A 25,278-nucleotide genomic window follows, 5' to 3' on the forward strand; every position below is an offset into this window, starting at 1 on the left:
GGTGGGCTTCTCAGGAGCGGTGCGACCCGGAAGAGGTGGCCTCCCAGGGGAGTGATACCGAGCGGAGTGCGAAGCGAGCAATCATGAGCCGCTGCAGGTCCCCGGTGCCTTCCATGATGTCGAAGGCCTTTGCATCGCGATAGCTTTGCTCAAGCGATGGAAAGGCAGTGACGCCATCAAGGCCGGCGAAATCGATTGCAGTTCGGGTGACGCGGGCGGCTATTTGTGATGCATATGCCTTGGCCATTGACGAATCCATCGGCGTCGCAATGCCTTGATCGGTTTTCCACGCCGCGTGTCTGCAGAGCAGCTGGGCCGTAGTGATTTGCCGATCGATATCGAGCAGAGCTGCGTTCACATCGGCAGTGCACTGGCGTTGATTCACCGGATGTCTGCCTGCTTCGAAGTAGGTCGCGAGATCGTCGCGTACTCGTCGACATGCGCCGACCATGACTGCGGAAAGCAGGGGGCGGAAGTAGTTCCATGCGTGTTGTGCGCCCGAAAACGCGTCGTTGAGGGATTTTTCGTCACCGCGTCTGAGAAGCGCGTCGTCAGGTACTTCGCAATCGGTGTAAGAGAGAACCGCAAGCTGACTGGCGCGCAGGCCGACCATGTTTTCGATGCGAACGACAGAGAACCCCGGGATATTGCGATCGACGTGGAACGCTCGAACGCCGAAACGACCAGCGTGCCGATTGATGGTGGCGAACGTGATCACGTCATCCGCGCGTGCGCCGTTGGTGATGAAGCACTTGGTACCGTTCAGCACCCAGCCGCGTGCTGTCTTGCGAGCGGTGGTCCGCATCGCGGTCGCATCCGAGCCGCAGTCGGGTTCGGTAATTGCAAACGCGCCCCAGCGTGGTGTGTCACTGCGAAATCGTTGGAAAAAGCGGGTCTGTTGCTCGCCGCTGGCGAGTGCGAGGACGGGTGGCATGGCAAGGCCAGGGCCGGGCAGCGCGAGCGCGAGCGCCGCGTCGGCGTACCCGAGATATTCCATCAGTGTGGTGCGCGACATCAGTGATTGCACGTCCGTGCTACCGCCGTATGCGGCCGGAACGAGATTCAAGTTCAGCGCAGTTACGTCAGAGGGGGCACAAACTGCCTCTGGAATCTGCCGTGTCCGGTCGGCTTCGGGGCCGTGCAACCGCATGCGTGCAGCAAGCTGATCCAGTTCCAGCCCGTCGGCCAAGAGGTTGGCCCGGATGGTCGCAAGCGTGGATTGCGCCTGAGACGACTTCACCCACTGTGACATGAGGGATTCCCTCCTGATGGCAATCGACATCGAGTGACCGACATGCAAGCAAGTGACGGTTACGTGGCGCATGGCGTTCGGATTGCAGCGTAGGTCCTGGTCGCGATCCCGGCTACTCCTAACGTTGGGAGGGACGCCTGCATCGAGTCGGAAATCTGACCGTGTCGGTTGCGGATGCCTGATAATGGCGCCGGGATACAGCAGTGAATGGCCAACGACGGACGTGACCGATATGGCAGGGCGAAAACCGACAACCGAAAAGAAGTTGCCGCGGATGCTGCGGGATAACCGAGGTTCGCGCGCAATCAAGCGCGGCGACCAGGTGGCCGAGCAGATCAAGCGCCGGATCAATGATGGGCAGGCACGACCGGGGAAACGACTTGACAAGGAAGCGGAGCTTCAGCAGCAGTTCAATGTCAGCCGAGGCTCAATTCGCGAGGCGCTCAAGGCCTTGGAAGTGCAAGGGCTCGTAAGCTTGAGCACCGGTCCGGACGGCGGAGCGACGATCACACGTGTGCCGCTTGCCCGCGCGTTCCAGTCACTGCAGAACTATCTGTTCTTCGAAAGCATCACGCTCGAGGATATCTATGCGGTGCGCCGGACGCTGGAACCCATGGTAGCGGCCGGTGCGGTTCCCTATCTCAGCGACGCGGACTTCGAGGCGCTCGAGCGCAGCGTATCGGTTTGCGAGCCGTTCGAAGCGTGTCACGACGAGGTGCTCGATCAGCGCCACGAAGACATTCATTTCCATGACGTGCTCGCTGCCGCGCACCCGAATGCGTTCCTGCGCAGCCTGTGCCAGATTATCAATCAGATGTTGCACACGTTGGTGATCGTGGCGGGGAACGTGACGCAGAAGGACTATCAGGCATTCGGGCAGCACACGGTTGACGCGCACCGCGCGATAGTGGACGCCGCGAGGCGCCGGGATGCCGAGGCGGTCGCGCAACTGATGACGGCGCACATGGACGAAGCCGAGGCGCAACTGCGTAAGGTTCACGCAGCGCTGCAGCAGAAGCTGGTGCTCGATTCTGAACTGGACCTGCGCGCGTACCGCGTACGCTCAGAATGACTCGATGGCGGCTCGCTTGCGCGTGGGCACGATCAGGACGCACATCGGGCAGATGTCATGTCGGCGGCCGTGGTGGGCATAGAGAGCACACGTGCGAGTTCGGCAAACGGGGCGGACCCAAACGCGCGTTCAAGCATATGGCTCGCCCACAGTACCAGTGCATCGGCATGACGGCCGCCTGCAATTTGAATCCCGATGGGCAGGCGTGAGGCAGTCAGCCCGGCATAGAGGCTCGCCGCCGGCAGGCTCAACTGATGGCACCATGCGGTGAAATGCGGAAACAGCGCGTTGCTCGAATTCACCTCGGCAAGTGACGGTGCCACGTGCGGATACACGGGACAGATGAGGAGGTCGTGTTGTTCGAAGAACGCGTTCACGGCAGCCCCCAGCTCGCCTCGTTCGATTAGTGCGCCGAGCAATGCTTCCCGCGAGATGCCGTTACCGGCTTGTGCATATGCCTGCAGCGACGGATCGAGCTCGGCCCAACGGTCGGTCATGCCGTCCGAAAGTTGATGGCAGCAGGCATGCCAGAGGATTGTGTAGACCGCATTGCATTGCGCGACGCCCGGGGGATCGGTGACCTGAACGAGCGCCCCCCCATTCGCGAAACATCGCGGCAGCCCGGGTGTCGGCGATCGTGGATCGCTGCGTCGACGGTGACCGACAATCCGAGCGTAGGACTGCTGGCAAAACGGACGCCACCCGGTACGGGTGGGCACGGCAGTCCGCGCACGTAGTCGGCGCCATCGAATCGCAACGTGTACCAGTCGCGGCTGTCTGGCTGGCTGATGATTGTCAGCGTCTGCGCGGCATCTTCCACGCGACGCGTCATCGGACCGACGTGACAAGCGGCGCATCGCGCCGCCATCGTAATTCGGACGCGCCCGCGAAGTCGAGTGCGTCATCGGCGATCCGGCAGAACGCATTCACCGACGGACCGAGCGACTGGACGCGCGAGGCTCGCATGCATCAAGTCTACTGGCGACGCATGCCCAGTCGCATAGATTGCGTTCAGTTCGCGCGCCGTCAGATCAAAAGATCGCTGCTCATGGTGCCTCCCCATTAATCATTATTAATTAGCGGTAGACGCGATCGATGTGCCTGTCAAGCTTAGCGTGGCACTGGCGTAAAAAGAAGATTGCGGGTTAACACTCGATAGCGACACATTGACGCCGTACCTCGGTCAGCGTACATTTAATGATGATAAATAGGTGCTGGGCGCGCCGAGGCTGATCCCGGGCCGAAGCGCAGTATTCGCCGTGCGTTGTGCATTTCACGCTGTCACGGTGCTTGCAGCGTGATGGGCGACGCATCGGTCCCACGAAAGCGTGGGGAGCTCTGTGCGCGTAGATCATATCCGTGGCGACCGTGTTGTCAGTGGCAAGTCCGACGGGAGCGGGTTTGTGCGTAAGCGTGGCGGCGTTGCCAAGCATGCCGCGGAGTCGATCTCTTTTCTCGGGAGAGGCGGCGTGTGAAGGTCAGCGCCACACGACTGTTTTATGCCGCGCACGCGAGCGTTATCCGAGGAAGATGGAAGGCGTCGAACCGACGCGTGCTTACATTATCTTGCTTTGCGGCGGGGTTCAGTGCGTGAATTGGTCGCCAACTTGATCGCTTCGTCCAGCAGGCGCTCAAGCGCTTCCTGCTGGGCCGGCGCGAGTGCAGACAGTTTTTCGTGAATGCGCGTCGCCCGGTCCCCAGGCGTAGTGCCTGCTTCGGCGAGCAGATCAGCGAGTCGGCAGTGTAGTAGCGCCGCGAGTTGAGCGAGCCGATCAAGGCTCGGTAGAACCTGTCCGCGTTCGATATGGGACAGCGACGCCTGAGCAATTCCGGCTGCTTCAGACAGCTGCTCTTGCGTGAGCTCCATGCGCTTGCGTCTGTTTGCAATTGCTTTTCCGACGGTCCTGGCGAGTTCCCCGTCTTCAAAATCGTCAGCTGCCACCGACATCCCCACACGAAGTAGAGACGCGAGTGTGCTTTTTCACGAATACTTGCAGAAGGACTTTATACCTTATAATATGTGTAATACGTCATATTATCACGGATGCTCATTCGGGCCAGATCCGTAGGCGGCACCCCGACAGAGGTTAGCGCACGCGCGCTGACCCTTATCACTGCGCGCGTCGCTTGAGCGCTCAGGCGACGGAGAAGACTTCAATCGTTGTCTTAGGGCGTGCCTTTAAAGGCACGAAGCAGTAGGCATTGGGCGCGACGCGATGGGTTTGAAATCGACGAAGAAAGGCTAGCTTCGCCGGAAAAATAGGCGGGTATTTTCAACTTCTCAATAAGGCAGGACTGCGAATAATGATGGTATTCCTCAATATCGTGAGTTACGTCAGCATTCTGACGCTAGTCGCGTTAGGCCTCGCGATCATCTTCGGGCTGATGGACATCGTGAACCTCGCGCATGCCGAGTGGGTCACGATCGGCGCCTACACGCTGGCCGTAGCGCAATCATTGGGCGGGGCGCATGCGTTCTGGTTCGCATTGTTCGCGGCGCCTGCAGTGGGAGCGGTGCTCGGTTGGTGCCTAGAGCGACTTGTGATCCGGCTCCTGTATGAACGGCCGCTTGATACGCTGCTCGCGACCTACGCGGTCAGCCTGATCGTCCAGAAAGCCCTCGAACTCGTTTTCGGCACACATCCGATGCTGGTGTATGCGCCTGTAGACGGCGCGATTCCCGTGCCGGGCGGTAGTTATCCAGCGTACCGGCTCGTGGTGATCGGCGTAGCGCTCGCAGTGACGGGAGGATGCTGGCTGGTGTTTGCTCGCACGCGCTTTGGCACACAGCTGCGCGCGGTGATCCAGCATCCGGCGATGGCCGAGGCGGTGGGTATCGATACGCGGCGCCTGAACCGGCTCGCTTTCTGCGGCGGCGCTGCGCTCGCATCGCTCGCCGGTGTGCTCGTGGCACCGATGGTCTCGGTGGAGTCCCATCTCGGTGTCGCCTATCTCGCCAAGGCGTTTTTTGTGATCGTGCTGGGCGGGATTGGCTCGATCGCCGGGAGCCTGTTCGGTAGCGCCTTTGTCGGCACTGCCGAGACGCTGCTCAGCTATCGGGTGGATCCGTCGCTCGCCTCGGCGATTGTGCTGGTCCTTTCCATCGTTCTGATTCGTTTCCGCCCACAAGGTCTGTTGCCCGGCTTTAGCGCCGCGCATCAGCTTCACGGTAAAGGTTAAGTCATGCTCCAACCACCTATTGCACACGTGCGCCGCTGGTTGTGGCAGCCGGCAATGAACATCGAAGACATTTCCCCGATGGCAGTCGGCGTCGCTATCGTTGCTGCTGCGTTGATCCTGCCGTTTTGCCTGGGACCATACCTGCTCTCGACCGTGCGCGACGCGCTGATCATGGGATTGCTCGCACTGAGTTATGACCTGCTGTGGGGCAGAGCGGGTGTGCTCACGCTTGGGCACACCACGTTTTTCGGACTGGGCGCGTACGGCTTTGCGGTCGCCACCGTGCAGTTCGGGCAGACGCCTGTCATCGGATTCATCGTTGGACTGTTCGGTGCGATGGCGGTGGCGGTCGTACTGGGTTACTTCTTGCTGTTCGCAGGGGTCCGGCTGCACTTCTTCGCCATTATCAGCATGGCCGTGCTGATCGTCGTTCAGCAACTGGCGACGAGTTGGCAATCGGTCACGGGTGGCGACACGGGCCTTCTGGGCATACCGGGACTGTCCTTTTCACTGATCGGGCACACGGTCGATTTGAGCGGAGCGAGTGGGGCCTGGTACATGGTAGCGGCCGTGCTTGCCATGTTGCTCCTGACGACCTGGCTCGTGTGCCGCAGCCGATACGGCAAGGTTCTGTCGGCGATTGCGACCAACGAATGGCGCGCGAAAGCGTGCGGTTATCACACGTCGGCGCATCTGCTGCTCGTGTTTACCGCGTCCGCGGGGCTTGCCGCGGTCGCTGGTGTGCTGATGGCCGCCTGCTCGGGTGTCGTGGCGCCGGACGTGTTCTCACCGGTGCTGGCCACCGAAGTCATTCTCTGGGTCGCGATTGGTGGCCGCGGCACGCTCGGCGGTCCGGTGCTCGCGGCGGTCGCGCTCACGCTGCTCAAACAGGCCGTGTCGAGCGTCAGTACCGACGGATGGCCGCTGCTGCTCGGGGGGTTGTTCCTCGGTTGCGTGCTGTTCCTGCCGAACGGGGTCCAGCCGAGCGGTTTGATCACCGGGGTGCGTCGAATCGGCCGGATCCGCCTTTGGAGAACCGCCGTGCGCGGCACCGAACGCGTCGAAGGAGGGCGGTGATGAGCGCTCCGTTGATGAAGGGCGAGGGGCTGCAGCGGGCATTCGGTGGCATTCACGCCGTCGAGAACGTCAACGTGACGATTGGCCCACGCGATCTTCTGTGCGTAATTGGCCCGAATGGTGCGGGCAAGAGCACGCTGGTCGGGCTGTTGTCCGGAGCAATCCCCCCCGGCGCCGGAGAGTTGTATCTCGCTGGCGAGCGCGTGACGGGCCGGCCGATGCACCAGTTTTGCCGACGGGGCGTGGTGCGCAAGTTTCAGGGTACCAACACGTTTCTCTCGATGAGCGTGCGCGAGAACCTCGTCGTCGCGGGCCTCGGCGTTGCGGCGTACCGGAACACGCCGATGCCGGACCCAGACGCTGTTCTGGACGAGATAGGGCTGTCGGAGCAGGCCAACTTGCGGGCGATGATCCTGCCGCATGGGGAACGCCAGTGGTTGGAGATCGGTATGGCGATGATGTGCCAACCAGCACTGCTGCTGCTCGACGAACCCGCCGCCGGCCTGTCAGCTCCAGATGCGCAGCGGCTCGTACGCCTGATCCACCGTTTGCGCGAGCGCTGCGCGGTGCTCGCGATCGAGCACGATTTGAGCTTTGTCGAGGCGCTGCGGTGTGAGACATGGGTCATGCATCGCGGGCAGATCGTCCGCCAGGGCAGCTATGCCGACATCGCACGTGATGACGAAATCCGACGCATCTATCTCGGTCAGGGGGCGGGGCATGTTGCACATTGAAAAGCTATCTGCGGGCTACGGCGACTCCGCGGTGCTGCACCGGATCGACCTCGAGGTTGGACCCAACGAAGTGGTCGGCGTGCTTGGCTGCAATGGCGCGGGCAAGACGACGCTGGTCAAGGCGATCATGGGACTGCTGCCGTGCGTAAGTGGCAACGTCGTGTTTCAGGGGCAGTCCATCACCGGCCTGCGTACCCATGCGATTGCCCGGCGCGGCATTGGACTGGTACCGCAGGGGCGCTGGATTTTTCCGAAACTGACTGTGCGCGAGAACCTCATCATGGGCACGCAGGCCGCGGGCGGGGGGGCGATCCTTGATGAGGTGTTCGAGTATTTCCCTATTCTCAAGTCCAGACTCTCGCAGAACGGCGGCACGCTTTCGGGTGGCGAACAGCAGGTGTTGGCGATCGCCCGTGCGCTGTGCGGCCGGCCGAAGCTGCTGTTGCTGGACGAACCGTCCGACGGTGTGCAGCCGAATATGGTCGAACTGATCGGCGAGGTTATTCCCACCCTGTGCCGCCGCTCGCAGCTCGCCGTGCTCCTGGTCGAGCAGAACCTCGATCTCGTGCTGCGCAGCGCACAGCGCTGCATCGTGCTCAAGAACGGGCGACTTGCCCATACCGGCCACGTCGAGCCGCGAAGCGGTGCCGCGGGGGCTCATCCGTTGGCGCAATACCTGTCGCCGGCCGCCGAGTCTGCCACGTCTTCAGTCTCGTCACCACATTCAACGCATTCCAACCGGACTTCCACCCAATGAAGAACATGATGAACCGCCGTGCCTTTACCCGAACCACCTTATTCAGTGCCCTCGGCGCACTCACCACGTCCGCTATGCCATCGTTGGTACGGGCCACCACGCCGCTCAAGATTGGCTTGCTTGCACCGCTGAGTGGTCCGCTCACCCGCGTGGGCGAGACCAATCGCAACTGCGCGCAGTTGGTCGTCGACGAAATCAACGCCGCCGGCGGATTGCTGGGACGCCCGTTGCAACTGAGCGTCGAGGATACCCAGATGTCCACCGCCGTGACGCTGCAGAAGGCCCGGCAACTGCTGATGCGCGATGAAGTCTCGGTCCTGACCGGCATGGTGCTACCGTCCGAGCGCGAAGCCGCGTTGCAGGCCGCCAAGTCCGCTGGGCGGCTCGTGATCTACCCGAACTTCGACGAAGGGCGCTGCGATCCGAATCTGTTCACTACGGGTCTGACTGTCAACCAGCGCGTCGACCCGCTGATCGATTGGCTGATGCGCAAGGGGGGGCGCACCATGTGTGCGGTGATCTCGGACATCGGCAGCAACCGCAAGGTGCTGGTGCCTGCACTGCAGGCGGCGGTGAAGCGCCACGGTGGACAGTTTCTCAACGTGTATTGGCTGCCGTTCGGCACGCGCGACTATGGGGCGGTGTTGCAGCAGATCGCCAGCGCGCACCCTCAGATCGTCTGGCACAGCATCGGCGACGATCCGGTGACCTTCGTCAAGCAGTACCGCTCGTTCGGCATGAAGCCGCAGCTCGTGACCGACATCGCACATGAGTCGCTGTCGATCGCGACCACCGGCGCGTCGACCGGGGTCATCGGCGTGTCCTCGTATTTCATGAGCGTCGACAACCCGGAGAACCGAGATTTTCTCGCCCGCTATACGGCGCATGAAGCAGGTTCGCACGACCCTCGCTTAGGGCAGACGGCCGTGGTGCTCCCGCACGGCGAGTGCACGTATGCCGGGCTTCGCCTGTTTGCAGCGGCTGTCCGGGCGGTCGGCAGCGTCGACGTCGCCCGCGTGAAAGCCGCGCTGCCGCGTGTTTCATTGAATCTACCGCGTGGCAAGGCGGGCGTGAGCTCGGATGGCGACCATGTGTTGTGTCAAACCCGTATCGGCCGCGCACTGTCGGACAACAGCTTCGCCGTGTTGGACTCGGCCGGACCGATTGCGCCGCAGTGCGAGGGATAGGCCTGAGGTCTTCAAACACGTCCAAATTTCTTTAAATTATTAAGGTGTGCATATGAATGATGTATTGGGAGTGAATGCCGAGCAGCTCATGGCTGGCTACCGACGCCGCTCGTTCTCGCCGGTGGAGGTTATTTGCGCTGTGTTGGACCGGGTCGCGCTCTTCAATCCCCTTGTCAACGGCGTGTGCAGTCTCGACGAGGACAGCGCGCTGGCCGCCGCTCGCGAGTCCGAGCGGCGCTGGATGCGCGGGGAGCCATGTGGATTACTGGATGGCGTGCCGGTCTCGGTCAAAGACCTCGTCGCCGTGCGTGGGCTGCCGACACGATACGGATCGCTTACGTCACCTAGCGCGCCGGAGGCCGATGACGCACCCGCGGTCGCGCGACTGCGACAGGCCGGCGCGCTGCTGTTCGGCAAGACTACGACCTCGGAGTTTGGCAACAAGATCGTCACGGACAGCCTGCTCACCGGCATTACCCGTAACCCATGGGATCGGCGTCTGACGTCCGGCGGGAGCAGCGGTGGATCAGCCGTAGCGGTTGCGCTCGGCATGGGACCGTTGTCACTGGCCACCGACGGCGGCGGTTCGATCCGCGTTCCAGCTTGCTGGAGCGGGGTGGTCGGAATGAAACCGTCGTTCAACCGAGTGCCTGCCGGCGCGGCGGTGAGTTGGACCCACCTGTCGACGCTTGGTCCGATCGCTCGCTGCGTTAGCGACGCGGCGCTGATGCTTACCGTGATGGCTCGCCAGAGCGATGCGCGAAGTCAGGCCTTTGTTTGTCCCGATCTGCGTATCGGTCTGGATGATGGCATCGCCGGGTTGCGCATTGCCTATTGCCCGGCACCTGCGGGGGTACAGGTCGAGCCCGACATCACCTTGAGCGTCCGTCAGGCGGTGAGCCTGTTCGAGGCGCTTGGGGCACAGGTCGAGGAAACCGCCGTGAAGCCGCTCGACGGCTATCTGGAGAGCGGCATGCACGCCATCCAGTGGGCCGTCTTCTTTGCGCAACGAGCACGGCAGCTTTCTCCTTCCGCGCGGCGCCAGCTCGATCCGGATGTGTGTGCGCTGGCCGAGGCGGGCGATAGCGTCCCCACTTCGACCTTCGTCGACGCGCTTCAGGCGCGCCACACGCTTACGGTGGCGATGGCCGCGTTCTTTGAAGACTACGACCTACTGCTCACACCGACATTCCATTGTGCGCCGCCGCTCGCGCAGGGGCGGCCCGAGCACTCGCGCATGGCGCCGCCGTTGACGTCGTGGTGCAACCAGACTGGCTTGCCGGCGGCGAGTGTGCCCTGTGGATTGCCGGGTGGGTTGCCGACGGGCCTACAGATCATCGGCCCGTCAGGCAGCGATGCGCTGGTGCTGCGCGCGGCACGGGCGTACGAGTGCGCACGTGGTCCGTTTCCGGCTCCACCTGAGGCGCTCCGGGATCGGACTGAGGACTCGGAGGTGTGCAGATGAGTCCGCCTATCGCGAAGATCCTGGTTCAACTGGTCGAGCGACTGGCAGAACTAGATGTACCGGTTGACCCGCCTCATCGACAAGTCATCGTGGCGGCGGTGCTGCGACTAGAGGGCTGGCGAGCGGATGAGTCGCTTGCGGCGCTTGAGCCGCTCTATGAACTGGGCGCTGAGCTTGGCACGTTGCTCACAGGCCGTGCGCGATGGGCGCTGGATCTTCCGCCGTCGGCAATTCAGGCCTACGGCAAGGCCGCGCTCGTGGGCAGCGAGGTACCGCTCGAATGCGCGGCGGCGATCTTGCATCCCCGCATGGGCAAGGCCATGCGCGAGAGCTTGCCCGGCGCCACGTCGCTGATCCCGTCAGTGACCAAGCGCGGCGCGCCGGGGACGTGCATGGACATTCCATTGCACGGCAGCACCGACATGTGGAGCTTCGACCACTTCGACACGGTCTCGCTGACGCTCGCCGATGCGCCGGCGCCGAACGAGATCGTGGTGGCGGTCGCGCTGGCCGATAGCGGTAGACCGCTCGCGCGTGTGCGACCGGACTGAACCGTGCCGATGCCAAGACGGCACGACACGAACAAACAATCACAAAGAGGAAGGAGACGTCATGCAGACAAGAAGATTTCGGGGAAGCGTGGGTAAGTTGGCTGTCGTGTTGGGCGTGTGCACCTGTACCGGGATCGCGCATGCGCAGTCATCGGTCTCGTTGTATGGGCTAGCGGACGCGTTCGTTGGCGAAGTGCATCCCGCCGGTGCTGCCGGCAATGCGTGGCAAGTCGGTTCTGGCGGGATGACGACTTCGTACTGGGGGATGTCCGGTACAGAGGAGCTGGGCGGGGGTATGAAAGCTGTCTTCACGCTGGAGAGTTTTTATCGCATCAACGGCGGCCAGGTCGGCTCGTTTCCTGGACAGTCATTTTTCGGGCGAAACGCCTTCGTTGGCCTGAGCGGCCATTTCGGGGAGTTGACGCTGGGGCGCAATACGGCGCCGCTGTTCGTGTCGACGCTGCTGTTCAATCCGTTCGGCAATTCGTTCGTCTTCTCGCCGATCGTCGTGCACAGTTTCCTTGGCTCGGCAATGGGGGCTGCGTCACTCCAGAGCGATACGGCGATCGACAATTCGCTCCTTTATCAGACGCCCGAGGTGGCCGGTCTGTCGGGAAGCGTTCTTTACAGCAACGCAGGCGTTGCCGGCCATGCCGGGCAAGCTAACTATAGCGCGAACGTGTTGTACTTCGCCGGCCCGTTTTCCGCAACGGCCGCGGTGCAGAGTCTGCACACGGCATCGCTGTTTCTTAACGGCGCAACCGTACAGACCGCCTGGATGGCAGGTGGCGCGTATCGGTTGCGTGGGGCGAAGCTGTTCGCACAATACGAACGCGTGGACAACAACAATCATGTCACGGACGACACGGTGCAACTCGGAGCAAGCGTTCGGATAGGGTTAGGAAACGTACTGATGTCGTGGGCGGGAACGCGGCGGCGACCGTCGGTGGGCGATCATATCCGTTGGTCGACGGTCGCATTGGGTTACGACTACCCGTTGTCGAAGCGAACCGATGTGTATGCAGCTTGGCGTTATGACACGATCACAGGTGTGTCGACGGGCAATAGCGTGGGTGCCGGGATGCGGGTCAGATTCTGAGCAGCCAGACCTCGGTAGGCTAGAACACGGCCGGATCGGGTGTCCGGCCTTTAGTGCCGCGCTTGCTTGGGCTCGAGACCAGGATGCATTCGGCTGGATATGCGGCGCGCGGTATTATGTCCCAACATCATCACGACTTCATGTCTCATAGTTTCGCCCAAAGTCCGACGCTCGGGTCGCAAGCCGCTTACGAAAGGCGAGTTCGTGACATTGCCGAGCGCGAAGGTCCGTGCGCTGTCCGTTGAACATTATATGGCGCTGGGCACTGTGCGGGCTGGTCATGGGCGAGAAGAGCAAATCAGTGCTCTGCTACGAGTGGTCTGCCTCACGTCTTATATGCGCAACGAGACCGGCGCAGGTGCGGATTTGAGTATGTATCGGCAAGCCGAAGCTGCGCTGGACGCGTGCGTTGCATGCGCGGAGCAGGGCGCGGCGGGGCTGTTGCTCAATTGCGAGCCGTGCATGATCGAGCAGATACTGGTCGTTCATGACGATCAGTTGGCGGTCGTGCCGATGCACCGGTACTGCGCAGCCTGGGAAAACCTCCAACAATTGATGACCGGACGGCTCGCGTCACCCATTGAGAGGCTGAGCGTGGTGTCGTGAAACCGGCAAGGCTCCCATAAAAGCACCGTGCGACCATCGTCCGGGTTTGTCGGGGAAGGTGCGACGTCAGCTGCTGCGGGAACGTTGCATCAACGCGGGATGGCCTGCTACCGCGCCTCGTGCAGCCGGGCTGCGGCCACGCCATATGTGACTTCCGAGGAGGTGCCGTTTTGAACTGACGGAATGTCCCGTCGATCAGACGGGTTTGGCTGTTCGTCGTGTTCGCTGCTTGAATGCCTTTCAGTTCCGGCCACGTTCGTGCCGGGTGCGGAGGGCGAATCATGTCTTGGAATGATGACGGAGCGCGGACAATCTTGCGCCGACGACAGGTCGAGCAGTGCACCGGTCTATCGAGGTCGACGATCTACAAGCGCATGCAAGAGGGGACGTTTCCCCCCGCCATTGCGCTTGGTGGCCGAATGGTAGGGTGGCGGGCGGCCGATATCGAACAGTTCTTGGCAGATCCCGCGCGATATCGAGCGTCGCTGGCGCGCGCGCGAGAAGAGCAGGGTGGTCGCGGTGAAAAACGATAAGTCGCTGCCCTCGCTCGAGGAGCGTCTTCGCAACTGGGGGCAGTCGAATCGTGGTGCCCACGATCCCGTGGATGCCGAATATGTGACCCGAGCATGGCGAACACTACCGCCCCGAAATCGGGAGCTTCTGCGCATGGTCTATCTTTGGCATGCGAGTCGAGAAGTCGTGTGTCGACGGCTGAAGATTGCTCGCCATCCACGTCAACATTTCGATCTGGAACTCCATGCGGCACGATCCGCCCTTGTCCGCGCGCTTGTAGAAGGCGAGAACCAGCAGTGACATTCGCGGGATGAATGTTGGACGACGTCAATAATGCGCTGCTCGCGCGGCGGCAATCGCAGTTGCTTGGCGTTGGTGTGTTGTGGAAGTATCCCGTTCACTCCGAGCACAAAATAAATATAGGAATAACGAGGAGCTTCACGGCGCGATAAGGCGCTCGTCTCATTTCGTCGACGCATGTCGGCTCTTGAATCGGCGTGGCGGCTGACCTACAGTGAAGCCAACAATCTGATCCGGTCAACGTGCGTAGCACGACCGAGTACGCGTTAGCGGCCCCGCAGCATTGACGTCTGTGTGATGGCGTAGTGGGCCTTAACGCGCGTGAGAAAGCCTGCAATCGCAGGCTTTTCTGTTTTGTGACGTGCTCTCGAGAATGCACGTTGAACTCGTCGCGCCTTTCCCTCGCACCGAGACTGTCTCACTTCCATGAAAAGACGTCACTGCTCGGAGCCCCAGCCGAGGAATGACGACCATGAAATCGCTGCTGATGGCTTCGGCCCGTGGTGGAACAGGCAGAACGACATTGGTGTGTCAGTTCGCCCATTATCTTCGTCGCGTACGTGGATATCGGGTGTTGGTGCTTGATCTGGCCGAGCCGGCGTGTAGTGCCATTTCGCTTACACGTGGTGTCCGTGCACGCTCGGTGACGCACACGACGCTCGATATTCGGTGCGACCAGCGACCTGATGTGACTGGACCATGCATTTGCGTGCTTGCGGCGAACACCACTGCCGGCAGTGCATATCGATCCGATCCGGCTGGCGTGCGTTGCTACGCCAACGTGCGACACCTGTTGACCCAGGTCGCTCCCTTGTTTGACGTTTGTTTGATCGATAGCCCGCCGTGGCCTGACTCGCGTGCGATTTGTGCGGCGGCGCTCGCCGACGCGCTGATCAGCCCCGTTCTGTTGTCGCCGGACATGCTTGAGCAGGTCGCCGATTTCGTCAATGGCGGCAATGGGGTGCGCAATGTCCGAGCTCGGCTCAATCCGTCGCTGTGCTTTATCGGTATCGTCCCCAACTGCGTCGAGATGACTCCGCGGCAGCAGGCCCGATTCAAGCCGTTCGAGGTGTGCATGGCCACCTGGCTGGTTCCGGATGATCAAAGCCCAAGCGGCTATTTATTGCTTCCCCGGATTGACGCCATCTCGCAGGCGCAGGCGATTGGGACCTCGGTCATGGATCTCACTCCAGCCGATCGGGCGGCCAATCGCGAATGGCAGGCCATGAGCGCGTGTTTCGACGTGCTCGCGCGGCGACTCGACTCTGCAAAAGAGGTGGCTTTGCCTTCTGAAACGGTCGAGGCATGCCATGCATAATTCAGCGTCTACTCCTGATGTGCGGCAAAACGTGTGGCGCGGTGTGGTGTCGCTTGCGGTCGTGTTTGGAACGTCGATGGCGTGGCCCGATGTTGCACGAGCGGACGATTGGGGCTGTCAGGTGATGTTGTGTCTGTCTAACCTCGGTGGCCCGGAGCAGTATGCCGAATGCGTGTCGCCCATCGAAAGGCTATGGGCCGCGCTGCGAGACGGCGATCCCTTTCCAACCTGTGATCTCGCTACGGTTGGCACGCTGAACCGAGCAGCGCACAACAATGCACGGTCCGCCCAATATCCCGCGACGTCGGTAGGGTACCCCCTGCAGCAGATCGTTCGCCTAGGAGAGGGGAATCGCTAATGCCGCTCGATTTCTTGTCGCTCGTGCACGACTGCGCGCCGCAGATCGCCCCGGCCACGATGGCGGCGATCGTGCGTACCGAATCAGGATTCAATCCCTACGCGATCGGCGTCGTTCGCGGGCGGCTGCGTCGACAGCCGTCGAATATGGCCGAAGCGGTCGCGACGGTACGCGCGCTGGAGGCCGGCGGCTGGAATTTCAGTGTCGGGCTCGCGCAGGTGAATCGAGCGAACTGGCTGGCCTATGGCCTGTCCGCCGAGAACGCGCTTGAGCCTTGTCGCAACCTAGCTGTCGGTGCTGCCATTCTCCATCGCTGTTATACAGCGGCGGTGACGATCCAAAAGTCCCAAGCGAGGACCGATTATCAGGCGGATGTACAGGCCGCACTACGCGCGAGTCTGTCTTGCTATGCGAGCGGCAATTTCTCGACCGGCTACCGAACGGGCTACGTCCAGCGAGTCGAGGAGAGCGCAGCGGCACAAGCTTCCTCAGATTCGCACGTTCCGGCCATTGCGCCCATTGCGGTGGTACCGATTGGTTCTGCAGTGCCGGTTCGTGCCGCCCGCTCTGAACCTGCGGTTCGGCAGCTATCGCGCAGCGATCGCGATGGGATGAACACGGCTTCACCTGTTACCGAGCAGCGTTTCAAACCGGACGGTAGTGCAGTGGTGTTCTAAGTCCACATTGACGAATCAGATATAGATATATCGGAAAGGAGTCGATCATGCATTTAGGAATGCGATATAAATCGTCGATGCGCGCCAAGCGGATGATGCGATTTCTATCCGATCGAAAGACGGCGCTGGAAATCATTCTTGGCGCTTCGTCCTTGATGTTCACTGCACCGGCGCGCGCGCAGCTATCGCAGGTCAATACGCTGCTCGATACGATCCAGGCGACGTTGTTGAGCGTCGGGGGCGTGATTTGTTCAATTTCCATCATTTGGGCGGGTTTTCGGATGATGTTCCAGCATGCCCGGTTCGGTGATATCGCGAACGTGTTTATCGGCGGCTTGTTCGTCGGTTGCGCGACCGTTATCGCTGGCATGCTGATTCCTTCGAGCTGATCCGGGGCGCCGAACCATGCATTCGCTCAAGGATCCTGTCTTCAAAGGCTGCACGCGGCCCGCGATGCTCTGGGGTGTGCCGCTGGTGCCCTTGCTGATGATCGGCGGCAGCATGCTGATTCCCGCGATCTGGGCATTGCTGGCCAGCCCTGCGCTGGGTGTCGGGATCCTCCTTTTGATGATTCCGGTGTTCGTCGCGATGCGGATGACGACGCGCCACGACGATCAACGGCTTGCGCAGCATGCGCGGCGCGCTCGCATGGCGTTGCGTCAGGGCAACCGCCGCTTCTGGGGCGCACACGCCTATGTGCCGGTGCGCCTGAAGAGGAGGGCATGAGATGGCGCGCCTATCGTACGTCGGAGCCGTCGCGAGCCGGGAAGTGCCGCTTGCCAGCTGTATCCCGTACTCGACGCATGTGACCGACCACGTCATCAAGACCCGCGAAGGCGACTACCTGCAAATCTGGAAGATCGCCGGCATCGCGTTTGAGGCAGCCGATCCCACCGACATCCTCGTGCGACACGAGGGATTCAGCCAATTTGTGCGCGGACTGGCGGGAGGCCATGTGGCGCTGTGGTCGCATCGTCTGCGCCGACGGGTATCGGACCGATTCTCGACGCAGTACGACGACCGCTTCTGCGAGGAACTGGCGACGCGCTACTACGCGAGTTTCTCGGGCTACCGGATGATGGCCAACGAGTTGTATCTGACGGTGGTCTACCGGCCAAACCGCACCCGCCTCGGCGGTGTCTTCAGCCGTGCGGCGCGCCGTACGCGCGACGATATCCGGCGCGATCAGCTTGACGCACTGAAGATGATGTCGGAGCTTGCTGCCCAGCTCGAATCGAGCCTGAAACCCTATGAGCCGGTCGCGCTCGGTGTCTATCGCCGGCCGAGTCCCGCCGTGGCCGCTTCGTTCCGCTATTCGTCAGCGTTGGAACTGCTCGGCTATCTGGTCAATGGCGTCTGGGAACCTGTGCCCGTGCCAGCTGGCGCGATCCGCGAGGCGCTGCCAGTTTCGAGACTCTTTGTGGGTGCCGAGAAAATCGAGATTCGCATGCCGACGGCAACGCGGTTCGCGGCGATGCTCGACATCAAGGATTATCCGGAAGACACCGAACCGGGCATGCTCAATGGTCTGCTGTACGGCGACTGTGAATATATCGAGACGCAAAGCTTCACGATTCTGGATAAACCCACGGCGAAGGAGACATTGGAGCGGCAGCGCAATCAGCTTATCGCCGGAGAGGACGTCTCCCTGTCCCAGGTCGACGCAATCGACCATGCGCTCGACGACCTGATCAACGGGAATTTCGTTCTTGGTGAGTATCACTACTCGCTGGCGGTGCTCGGCGATTCACTCAATGAAGTGTCGTCCAGCGTCGCGAAGGCACGAACGCAGCTGGCCGATGCCGGATTCCAGACGGCATTGATCGATCTCGTGGCTGATGCAGCCTGGTTTGCGCAACTACCGGCCAACTGGCGCTACCGACCCCGCGAAGCGAAGCTCACATCGCGCAATTTTTGCGGTCTGGCAAGCCTGCACAACTTCGCGGCCGGCAAGCGCGACGGCAATCCGTGGGGCGAGGCGATCACGATCGTCAAGACACCCAGTGGTCAGCCGCTTTATCTGAACTTCCACGCGACACCGGATAAGCACGACTCACTCGACGAGAAGGCACTGGCCAATACGCAGATCATCGGCCGGGCGGGAGCGGGCAAGACGGTGCTCGAGCTGTTCTTGCTCGCGATGGCGACCAAGTATGACCTGACGGCGGTGCTGTTCGACAAGGATCGCGGCACGGAAATCGCGATTCGTGCGATGGGCGGCACCTATACCGTGTTCCGCCACGGAGAGCCCACCGGCCTGAACCCGTTCCAGATGGCGCCGGATGAGCCGATGATCGATTTTTGGGAGCGCCTCGTGCGCAAGCTCGTCAACGTCGGCGAGCCGTTGTCCGCAAAGGACGAACTTGACCTTTCACGTGCCGTGCGAGAGGTGGCACGTATGGATAAGCCCCTGCGGCGTTTGTCGATGGTGTGGCAACTTCTCCCGAACGTTGGCGAAAACAGCTTGCATGCGCGACTGGCCAAATGGTGTGTGGGTGGACGTCTGGGGTGGGTACTCGATAATCCGACAGATCGGATCGACCTGGCGCACGCGAAACTGTTCGGCTTCGATGACACAGAACTGCTGGACGATCCCGAGGTGTCGACGCCCGTGACGATGTACCTGCTGCATCGGACCGAAAACCTGATCGATGGGCGACGCTTCATCTATGTGATGACCGAGTTCTGGAAGCGGCTCGGGGACCAGGTCTTCACGGATTTTGCGAGGAACAAGCAGAAAACAATCCGCAAGCAGAACGGGCTGGGGATTTTTGATACCCAGTCACCGGCCGATGTATTGCGAAGCGAAATAGCCAGTGCGCTGATCGAGCAGTGTGCGACGTTTTTCTTCCTGCCGAATCCGCGTGCCGACTACGACGATTACGTGCATGGTTTCAAGCTGACCGAAGCCGAATTCAATATCGTGCGCAACCTGGGCGAGAGCAGCCGCTTGTTCCTCGTCAAGCAGGGCCATCGCTCCGCGATCGGCCGACTCGATCTCGCCGGGCTTGGCGATGTGCTCGATGTCCTGTCCGGTACGACCGATAACGTCGAGTTGCTCGATGCGATTCGTGCCGAAGTCGGGGATATGCCTAAAGACTGGTTGCCTGTTTTTCATGAGCGACTAGCGAAGCGCCGAGCGGCTCAGGCGAGCTCGCGCTTGTCGCCAGCTCCCGCGTCGGGAGGTGCTCGATGAGCGGTCTCTTTGCTGCCTTGGGGGGCACCCTCGACGACGGCATGTCGACCTACGTGACGACCGTATCGTCGGCGCTTTCCGGAGCACTCGTGCCGGTCGTGACTACGGGCATCACGATCTGGGTGCTGGCCTTTGGTCTCGCGGTGGTACGCGGCGAAGCCCACGAGGCGGTGCCGGCGTTTGCCTGGCGCGGGCTGAAAGTGTCGATCACGCTGGCGTTTGCGCTGAGCGCCGGGATCTACCAGCAGCAGGTCGTCACCGCCGTCAACGGCGCGACGGCCGGGCTGGCCCAGACCATCCAGAACGCGGCGAACACGACGGGCGGGGGCAATCCGGGATGCGGCTCTGCCAACGGTGGCAGCGTGACGGGACAGAGCGCTGCGAGCAGCATTTATCAGACGCTCGACTGCTACGACCAGCAGGTCGACCTCGTGATGGACGCCTACTTCAACAAGGCGACGCATGAGGGAATCAGTCCGAGCGGTCTGGCCGCCGCGATTGGAGATTTCCTCTGCGGCCTCGTCGCGGCGCTCGGCGGGTCCATCTTTTTGATCGTGCTGGTCTTCGAGGTCGTGATGGCGAGGACGCTGCTCGATCTCGTGCTCGGACTGGGCCCGATCTTCATCGCGTGCGCCGCGTTTGCGCCGACGGCGCGATTTTTCGAAGCGTGGACCGCGAAGGTTGCCAATTACGCGTTGCTACAGGTGCTGGTGGCTGCCTTCCTTGGCATGGCGCTCACGGCGTTCTCGACCGATCTCACTGCGTTCCACGCGACGGGCCGCGCCCCCGGTGCCGATTCGTCAGCCCTGATGCAAGCCGTTTCCGCCGCACTCGACGACGCCGCCGCAGCGGCTGCCGCGCTTGGGCTCTTTGCGACCGGGGTGTTCCTCGCGATGATCGGTTGGCAACTGCCTGCGGTTGCAGCGGGCCTGTCTGGCGGCGCCACGCTGTCAGGGTTCGGCGCGTTTGTGGCCGGCATCGCGTCGCGAAGCCTCGTCGCGGCGATCGGGCGGGCATTCAACCGTAACGGGCGAGGCCCGACCTCCGGTGGCGAAATTCGTGACCGGACGGGTTCGGCCGGGCGATCTCGGTCGGGCGGTGGCGGGCCCCCCGCTTACCAGCGCGCTGCACGCGCGAATTTGGGCCAGCACGACGGCTGACCAGGAGGCAATGACCATGATCGGACGAAGCAAATGGATCACTGTCGCGTTCGTGTGTGCGGCGCATTCCACCGGCACTCACGCGCAAGGGATCCCGGTTTACGACGCGCAGAGCGTTGCGCAGGCCATTGCCACCGTGGGCCAGCTCAAGCAGCAAGTGCAGCAAGAAATGCAGATCTATCAGTCGACGATCGGCACACGCGGTTTCGGCGCGCTTCTGAACAATCGGGTCGTCGCCAACTCGTTGCCGTCGAACTGGCAGAGCGTCTATACCGCGATTCAGAATGGCGGCTACGCGGGCCTGACGGGCAGTGCGCAGGCATTGCGCCTGGCCAGCCGCATCTACGACTGCGAGGACCAGACTGGGGTGGACCAGCAGGTGTGCAGGCGCACGCTCAACAAGCCGTACCAGGATAAGGCGTTCGGGCTGCAGGCATATCAGACCGAGCTGCAGGAATTGGACCAGATACAAAGTCTCGGACAACAAATCAACGCGACGCAGGACCCGAAGGGCGTCGCGGAGTTGCAAGCGCGTATTCAGACCGAATCTACCGCGGTCGGCAACGAGATGACCAAACTGCAGCTCTTTCGCATGCTGGCCGAGACGGAGGACAAGCTCGTCGCCGAGCAGCAAAGTGAACTGGTGCTGAGCCGAGCGGCTAAGACCAACCGGCTCCAGGACCAGATGGTGCCCGCGTCATTCGGCAACTGAGGCGACACCATGTCCATCCTGAGTTCGTTGACGTTCGCCGGGTGCCTCGCGTGGAGTCTTGCTGCCTGCAGCAGTGGACCACCCAAGCCCGTACTGCCGGACGGCCTGCACCGCGTGCCGGTCAATCGTGTCCCGCCAGTGCCTGACGTGCCAACGACAGTGCCGGCTGCTCCCGACCAGCCCGCGTTGCAGGATGCTGGAGACCACTCATGAGCTCGCACGGTTATGGCCGCGTACTTGACATCGAGGCGTCGTTGACTCACCTGCAGGAGCGCTCGGAACGGCGCGCGTGGCACGTTGCTTACGCGGCAGTTGGCATTGCCGTGCTGAGCACGGGAGCGCTCGCTGTGATGGTGCCGTTCTATCGCGTCGTGCCTCTGCCCATCGAGGTCGATCGCCTGACAGGGGAATCCCAGGTGATCGACGTGCTCGACGCCCGCCACGTGCACACGAAGGAAATCCAGGACAAGCACTGGGTCGAGACATATGTGCGCGCACGCGAGCGCTACGACTGGGGACTGCTGCAGATGGACTACGACAGCGTACTTTCGATGAGTGACGACGTGGTCGCTCGCGATTACCGTGGCCTCTACAGCGGTCCCGAGCCACTGGATCGGCAGCTGGGTGCGGGTGTTGAGCGGCGGATCCGGATTCTCTCGGTCACGCTGCCGCCTGACGAACCCGGCCATGCGGTTGTGCACGTCGAACGGACGTCGTTCAAGAATGGCGAAGCGCATGCCGAGCCAACCCAGCGCTTCGTGATCACGCTGGCTTATACCTACCGGCCGCCCGTATTCACACGTGAGAGCGTGGCGATCGCCAATCCATTCGGCTTCAAGGTCACCGCCTATAGCCGGGATACGGAATATACGCCGTCGGCGTCGGCAGCCGGAGGCACACCATGAGAGTGCTTCCGATCGGCATCGCGCTGGCAAGCCTGCTATTCGCAGGGGGGGCGCGAGCGGTTGACCTGCCCGGCTGGAACGGCGACTCGCGCGTTCGCCAGGTAATCTATCGAGCCGACGAGGTGGTGCGCGTGCAGGCGCAACGCGGCTTCGCGACGCACATCGCGCTGGGTTCCCACGAGCACATTCAGGTAGTCGCGCCAGGAGATCGAGACGGCTGGCAGGTGGTAGCGAACAAGGGCGATCACGATGTGTACCTGAAGCCGCAGCTTGCCGCCCACGATTCGAATCTTGAAATTCGCACCGACCGGCATAGCTACAGTTTTGATCTCGTGGTGCTTCCGCTGAAGTCGAAGTTCGGCAATGACCGCGTGATGTATCGCGTGACTTTCGTTTATCCGGACGAGTTGGCGAAGCGGGCGTCGGGGGAATCGGACGGCGAGTTGGTTGCGAAGCGCCTGGCGCGGCCGGCGGCCGTGCGTAATGCACACTATTCGATGCAGGTGATGCCGAACTCCGACGACATCGCGCCGACTGCGGCATGGGACGACGGACGTTTTACGTATCTGCGTGTTCCGAACAACCGGCGCATGCCGGCGATTTTCCGCGTGGCCGACGACGGTACGGAAAGCGTGGTCGACAAGCACATCCACGGTGACACGATCGTCGTGCACGAGGTGGCGAAGCGATTTGTGTTGCGGCTCGCACGAGAGGTCGTTGGAATTTGGAATGACGCTTACGACATCGACGGCGTGCCGGCGCATGACGGCACGACGGTCAACGGGGTGAAGCGCATTCTGCGGAGCCATCGCGATGAATGACGATAGCCCGCGCAACGTGATCGGACCCGACGATAGTTCGGAGCATAGGCATGAAGGCAGCCTGAACGCGGGAGCATCAAATGTTTCCGCTGATCGAGGTATGCCAGCGTTGGGGCAATACCGAGGCGCGCGTCCACGCGCCTGGTGGCTCACACCTGTCGCAATCGTACTGATCGTCGGTGTCGGCGCCGTTTGGACCGTGCACGGATTTCTCGCGCGGCACGATGCCGCGGCGAAGGCGCGGCGCGATTCGATGACAGGTACGTCTTCCCAGGGGCGCATGTTCAACGATCTGCCCGCGTCGTCGGTTGGTAGCGCAGCCTCCGAACCGGTACCAGCAAGCGCAGTCGCCGTGCGCCTGGCATCGAGTGCGGGCGTGGCCACGCCTGCTCGTATTGCACATGCTGCGACACCCCGCAGCTACTACGATGCGCCGCTGCTGGAAACGGGCGGTGGGCAGGAACTCGCGGGCGTAGCGCCCCGCGTTGGGCGGGCGGGTAGTGTACCTTTCCCGCTTACCGCGGGCGTTAGCGGCGGTGCAGGCGTGTCAGCTCGAGATCCAGGGCAGATGGGGGGCGGGCTCGGCCAGGCGCTGATACCGACCGTGACACCGCGTGTTCAGGCCGGGATGCTCGGCAATCGGAGCCTGGTGCTTGCGCAGGGCGCCAAGATCGACTGTGCCGGCGATACGGCATTTGATTCGACCGAGGCCGGCTTGTCGACCTGCACGGTGACCAAGAACGTGTATTCCGACGATGGCAACGTCGTGCTGATTGAACGGGGTTCGCAGATTAACAGCCAGTATCGCGCGAACATGTCGCCGGGACAGAAGCGGGTATTCGTGCTGTCGGCCCGTATCAAGACACCCAACGGTGTCACGGTCGAGGTCGACTCGCCGGCGGCCGACGCACTCGGCCGCATGGGCATTGACGGCTACGTGGACAACCATTGGAGTCAACGCATCGGTGCCGCAATGCTGCTTGGCGTTACCCAGGACGCGATCGGCTATCTGTCGACGCGCGGCGGCAGCGCCAACGGATCGGTGATGTTTCAAAGCACACAACAGCAGGGCAACGACATGGCCACGCGCGTGCTCGACAGCACGATCGGTATCCCGCCAACGCTCACCCAGAACCAGGGCGCGGAGTTCACAATCGTGATTGCGCGCGATTTGGATTTCGGATCGGTGTATGCCCTGCAGCCAGAGGGCACGCGATGATGACTCACTCGCCCCCGTTGGATGCAACACGCAACGCCGTGCTGGCTCGGTTACCCGACGACGCCTCCGTGCGCGAACTGATGCGACCGTTTGCGCGGCTGCTCGACGATCCCGAGGTGACTGAATTGGTGATCAATCGGCCGCAGCGTGTGTTGACCGAGAACTCGGTCGGTTGGCACGGCCACGACTACGCCGATCTCGATTTCGACCGGCTGATGTCATTCGCGGTGTCGGTCGCCACCCTGACTAACCAGGAAGTATCGTCGCGGTATCCGATTCTGTCGGCGCTGTTGCCGGACGACGCACGGATCCAGATTGTGGTTCCGCCGGTCGTACCGGCGCGCACGGTGTCGGTCACGATTCGCCGTCCGTCCCCGGACGAGAAGACGCTCAACGCGTGTCGGGACGAGGGATTGTTCGACGCGACGGTATGGCGCAGGCCAGACGGGCTCGACTCAGCTTGGGCGGACTTGTCCGCAGAAGACCGCGATCTCGTCCAATGCCTGGAAGAGCATGATTGGGTTACCTTATTCGAGCATGCTGTCAGGGGACGACGCAACATCGCGGTGGTCGGTAATACGGGGTCCGGCAAGACCAGTTTCATGAAGACCTTGTGCCGCTCGATTCCTGCGACCGAGCGGATCGTGACGATCGAGGACGTGCGGGAGCTAGTCATTCGGCACGTCGAGAACTGCGTGCATCTTCTCTACAGCAAGGGCGGGCATGGTCACGCGCAGGTGACGCCAGCAGACCTGATTGCAAGCGCGATGCGCATGCGACCGGATCGCGTGCTGTTGGCCGAACTGCGTGGTGCCGAAGCCTACGACTTCCTGAAGCTGCTGACGACCGGACACGCGGGGTCGATCACGAGCTATCACGCGCCCAATGTGACCGTCGCGATTGAGCGATTCGCGCTGATGGCAAAGGAACATCCGGAGGCCGCAGCTTGGGATGATGCCGCACTCAAGCGGTTGCTGTTCCTGACAGTCGATCTCGTCGCGCACATGGAGTCACGCGCGGTGTTCGACGCAGAGGACAAACAGACCGGCAGGCGTTGGGGCATGACCGAAGTTTGGTTCGATCCGGTGCGCAAGGCGCGCACCGCGTTTGTATAGGGGG

General features: G+C 62.1%; 26 protein-coding genes. 23 read left to right on the forward strand and 3 right to left on the reverse strand.

Going from position 1 to position 25,278, the window contains the following annotated elements; genetic code table 11:
* Positions 1–10 precede the first annotated feature (10 nt).
* Complete coding sequence (locus AK36_RS26205) at positions 11–1,252, reverse strand: acyl-CoA dehydrogenase family protein (protein WP_045579934.1); 1,242 nt, start codon at positions 1,250–1,252, stop codon at positions 11–13.
* A 232-nt stretch (positions 1,253–1,484) separates the two neighbouring features.
* On the opposite strand from AK36_RS26205, the gene AK36_RS26210 reads away from it, so the two are divergent.
* Positions 1,485–2,324 (forward strand): FadR/GntR family transcriptional regulator, encoded by an 840-nt coding sequence (locus tag AK36_RS26210; protein WP_011879905.1) that lies wholly within the window; start codon positions 1,485–1,487, stop codon positions 2,322–2,324.
* Between the two features lie 32 nt (positions 2,325–2,356).
* Here the strand turns inward: AK36_RS26210 and AK36_RS34445 are convergent, their stop codons facing one another.
* Together AK36_RS34445 and AK36_RS31985 are read right to left on the reverse strand one after the other, a co-directional pair.
* Entirely contained in the window at positions 2,357–2,821 is a 465-nt protein-coding gene (locus tag AK36_RS34445) for an amidase family protein (RefSeq protein WP_045579577.1), read from the reverse strand.
* Between the two features lie 1,064 nt (positions 2,822–3,885).
* Positions 3,886–4,266: a helix-turn-helix domain-containing protein gene (locus tag AK36_RS31985; protein ID WP_059862328.1), complete on the reverse strand. Its 381-nt coding sequence runs from the start codon at positions 4,264–4,266 to the stop codon at positions 3,886–3,888.
* Positions 4,267–4,628: 362 nt separating this feature from the next.
* Here AK36_RS31985 and AK36_RS26220 point away from each other — a divergent pair, with 362 nt between their 5' ends.
* From AK36_RS26220 to virB11, 22 genes are all read left to right on the forward strand, one after another.
* Positions 4,629–5,504 (forward strand): branched-chain amino acid ABC transporter permease, encoded by an 876-nt coding sequence (locus AK36_RS26220; RefSeq protein ID WP_045579578.1) that lies wholly within the window; start codon positions 4,629–4,631, stop codon positions 5,502–5,504.
* A 3-nt stretch (positions 5,505–5,507) separates the two neighbouring features.
* Positions 5,508–6,581, forward strand: coding sequence for a branched-chain amino acid ABC transporter permease (locus tag AK36_RS26225; protein ID WP_045579579.1), 1,074 nt, complete (start codon positions 5,508–5,510; stop codon positions 6,579–6,581).
* Positions 6,581–7,315 carry an ABC transporter ATP-binding protein gene (locus tag AK36_RS26230; RefSeq protein WP_045579580.1) on the forward strand — a complete coding sequence of 245 codons (735 nt, stop codon included), beginning with the start codon at positions 6,581–6,583 and terminating at the stop codon, positions 7,313–7,315. The genes AK36_RS26225 and AK36_RS26230 overlap by 1 nt, the downstream gene beginning before the upstream one ends.
* The gene (locus tag AK36_RS26235) at positions 7,302–8,072 is read left to right on the forward strand and encodes an ABC transporter ATP-binding protein (RefSeq protein ID WP_011879911.1); all 771 of its coding nucleotides are present in this window, start codon (positions 7,302–7,304) and stop codon (positions 8,070–8,072) included. The genes AK36_RS26230 and AK36_RS26235 overlap by 14 nt, the downstream gene beginning before the upstream one ends.
* An 8-nt stretch (positions 8,073–8,080) precedes the next feature.
* Positions 8,081–9,259: an ABC transporter substrate-binding protein gene (locus AK36_RS26240; RefSeq protein WP_045579935.1), complete on the forward strand. Its 1,179-nt coding sequence runs from the start codon at positions 8,081–8,083 to the stop codon at positions 9,257–9,259.
* A 52-nt stretch (positions 9,260–9,311) separates the two neighbouring features.
* Complete coding sequence (locus AK36_RS26245; protein WP_045579581.1) at positions 9,312–10,724, forward strand: amidase family protein; 1,413 nt, start codon at positions 9,312–9,314, stop codon at positions 10,722–10,724.
* Positions 10,721–11,275 carry an amino acid synthesis family protein gene (locus AK36_RS26250; protein WP_045579582.1) on the forward strand — a complete coding sequence of 185 codons (555 nt, stop codon included), beginning with the start codon at positions 10,721–10,723 and terminating at the stop codon, positions 11,273–11,275. The genes AK36_RS26245 and AK36_RS26250 overlap by 4 nt, the downstream gene beginning before the upstream one ends.
* A gap of 61 nt (positions 11,276–11,336) precedes the next feature.
* Positions 11,337–12,374, forward strand: coding sequence for a porin (locus AK36_RS26255; RefSeq protein ID WP_011879915.1), 1,038 nt, complete (start codon positions 11,337–11,339; stop codon positions 12,372–12,374).
* 204 nt (positions 12,375–12,578) lie between these two features.
* The gene (locus AK36_RS26260; RefSeq protein WP_224020417.1) at positions 12,579–12,980 is read left to right on the forward strand and encodes a hypothetical protein; all 402 of its coding nucleotides are present in this window, start codon (positions 12,579–12,581) and stop codon (positions 12,978–12,980) included.
* A 281-nt stretch (positions 12,981–13,261) separates the two neighbouring features.
* Positions 13,262–13,513: a helix-turn-helix transcriptional regulator gene (locus AK36_RS31990; protein ID WP_011879917.1), complete on the forward strand. Its 252-nt coding sequence runs from the start codon at positions 13,262–13,264 to the stop codon at positions 13,511–13,513.
* Entirely contained in the window at positions 13,500–13,793 is a 294-nt protein-coding gene (locus tag AK36_RS31995; protein ID WP_011879918.1) for a hypothetical protein, read from the forward strand. The genes AK36_RS31990 and AK36_RS31995 overlap by 14 nt, the downstream gene beginning before the upstream one ends.
* 472 nt (positions 13,794–14,265) lie before the next feature.
* Positions 14,266–15,111 (forward strand): ParA family protein, encoded by an 846-nt coding sequence (locus tag AK36_RS32000; RefSeq protein ID WP_045579937.1) that lies wholly within the window; start codon positions 14,266–14,268, stop codon positions 15,109–15,111.
* 357 nt (positions 15,112–15,468) lie between these two features.
* Entirely contained in the window at positions 15,469–16,146 is a 678-nt protein-coding gene (locus AK36_RS26280; RefSeq protein ID WP_045579583.1) for a lytic transglycosylase domain-containing protein, read from the forward strand.
* A gap of 47 nt (positions 16,147–16,193) precedes the next feature.
* Positions 16,194–16,535: a TrbC/VirB2 family protein gene (locus AK36_RS26285; protein WP_045579584.1), complete on the forward strand. Its 342-nt coding sequence runs from the start codon at positions 16,194–16,196 to the stop codon at positions 16,533–16,535.
* A 16-nt stretch (positions 16,536–16,551) separates the two neighbouring features.
* Positions 16,552–16,872, forward strand: coding sequence for a VirB3 family type IV secretion system protein (locus tag AK36_RS26290; RefSeq protein ID WP_011879923.1), 321 nt, complete (start codon positions 16,552–16,554; stop codon positions 16,870–16,872).
* Between the two features lies 1 nt (position 16,873).
* Positions 16,874–19,342: a VirB4 family type IV secretion/conjugal transfer ATPase gene (locus AK36_RS26295; RefSeq protein WP_045579585.1), complete on the forward strand. Its 2,469-nt coding sequence runs from the start codon at positions 16,874–16,876 to the stop codon at positions 19,340–19,342.
* Entirely contained in the window at positions 19,339–20,502 is a 1,164-nt protein-coding gene (locus tag AK36_RS26300) for a TrbL/VirB6 family protein (protein WP_045579586.1), read from the forward strand. The genes AK36_RS26295 and AK36_RS26300 overlap by 4 nt, the downstream gene beginning before the upstream one ends.
* A 16-nt stretch (positions 20,503–20,518) precedes the next feature.
* Positions 20,519–21,214, forward strand: coding sequence for a P-type DNA transfer protein VirB5 (gene virB5, locus AK36_RS26305; protein WP_011879926.1), 696 nt, complete (start codon positions 20,519–20,521; stop codon positions 21,212–21,214).
* 209 nt (positions 21,215–21,423) lie between these two features.
* Complete coding sequence (locus AK36_RS26310; RefSeq protein WP_045579587.1) at positions 21,424–22,119, forward strand: VirB8 family type IV secretion system protein; 696 nt, start codon at positions 21,424–21,426, stop codon at positions 22,117–22,119.
* Positions 22,116–22,940, forward strand: coding sequence for a TrbG/VirB9 family P-type conjugative transfer protein (locus AK36_RS26315; RefSeq protein WP_045579588.1), 825 nt, complete (start codon positions 22,116–22,118; stop codon positions 22,938–22,940). Before AK36_RS26310 ends, AK36_RS26315 begins: the two co-directional genes overlap by 4 nt.
* Positions 22,933–24,159, forward strand: coding sequence for a type IV secretion system protein VirB10 (gene virB10 / locus AK36_RS26320; protein WP_045579589.1), 1,227 nt, complete (start codon positions 22,933–22,935; stop codon positions 24,157–24,159). The genes AK36_RS26315 and virB10 overlap by 8 nt, the downstream gene beginning before the upstream one ends.
* Positions 24,156–25,274: a P-type DNA transfer ATPase VirB11 gene (gene virB11 / locus AK36_RS26325; RefSeq protein WP_011879930.1), complete on the forward strand. Its 1,119-nt coding sequence runs from the start codon at positions 24,156–24,158 to the stop codon at positions 25,272–25,274. Before virB10 ends, virB11 begins: the two co-directional genes overlap by 4 nt.
* Positions 25,275–25,278: the final 4 nt, after the last annotated feature.

Origin of the sequence: Burkholderia vietnamiensis LMG 10929, assembly GCF_000959445.1 — a bacterium.
Taxonomy (GTDB): domain Bacteria; phylum Pseudomonadota; class Gammaproteobacteria; order Burkholderiales; family Burkholderiaceae; genus Burkholderia; species Burkholderia vietnamiensis.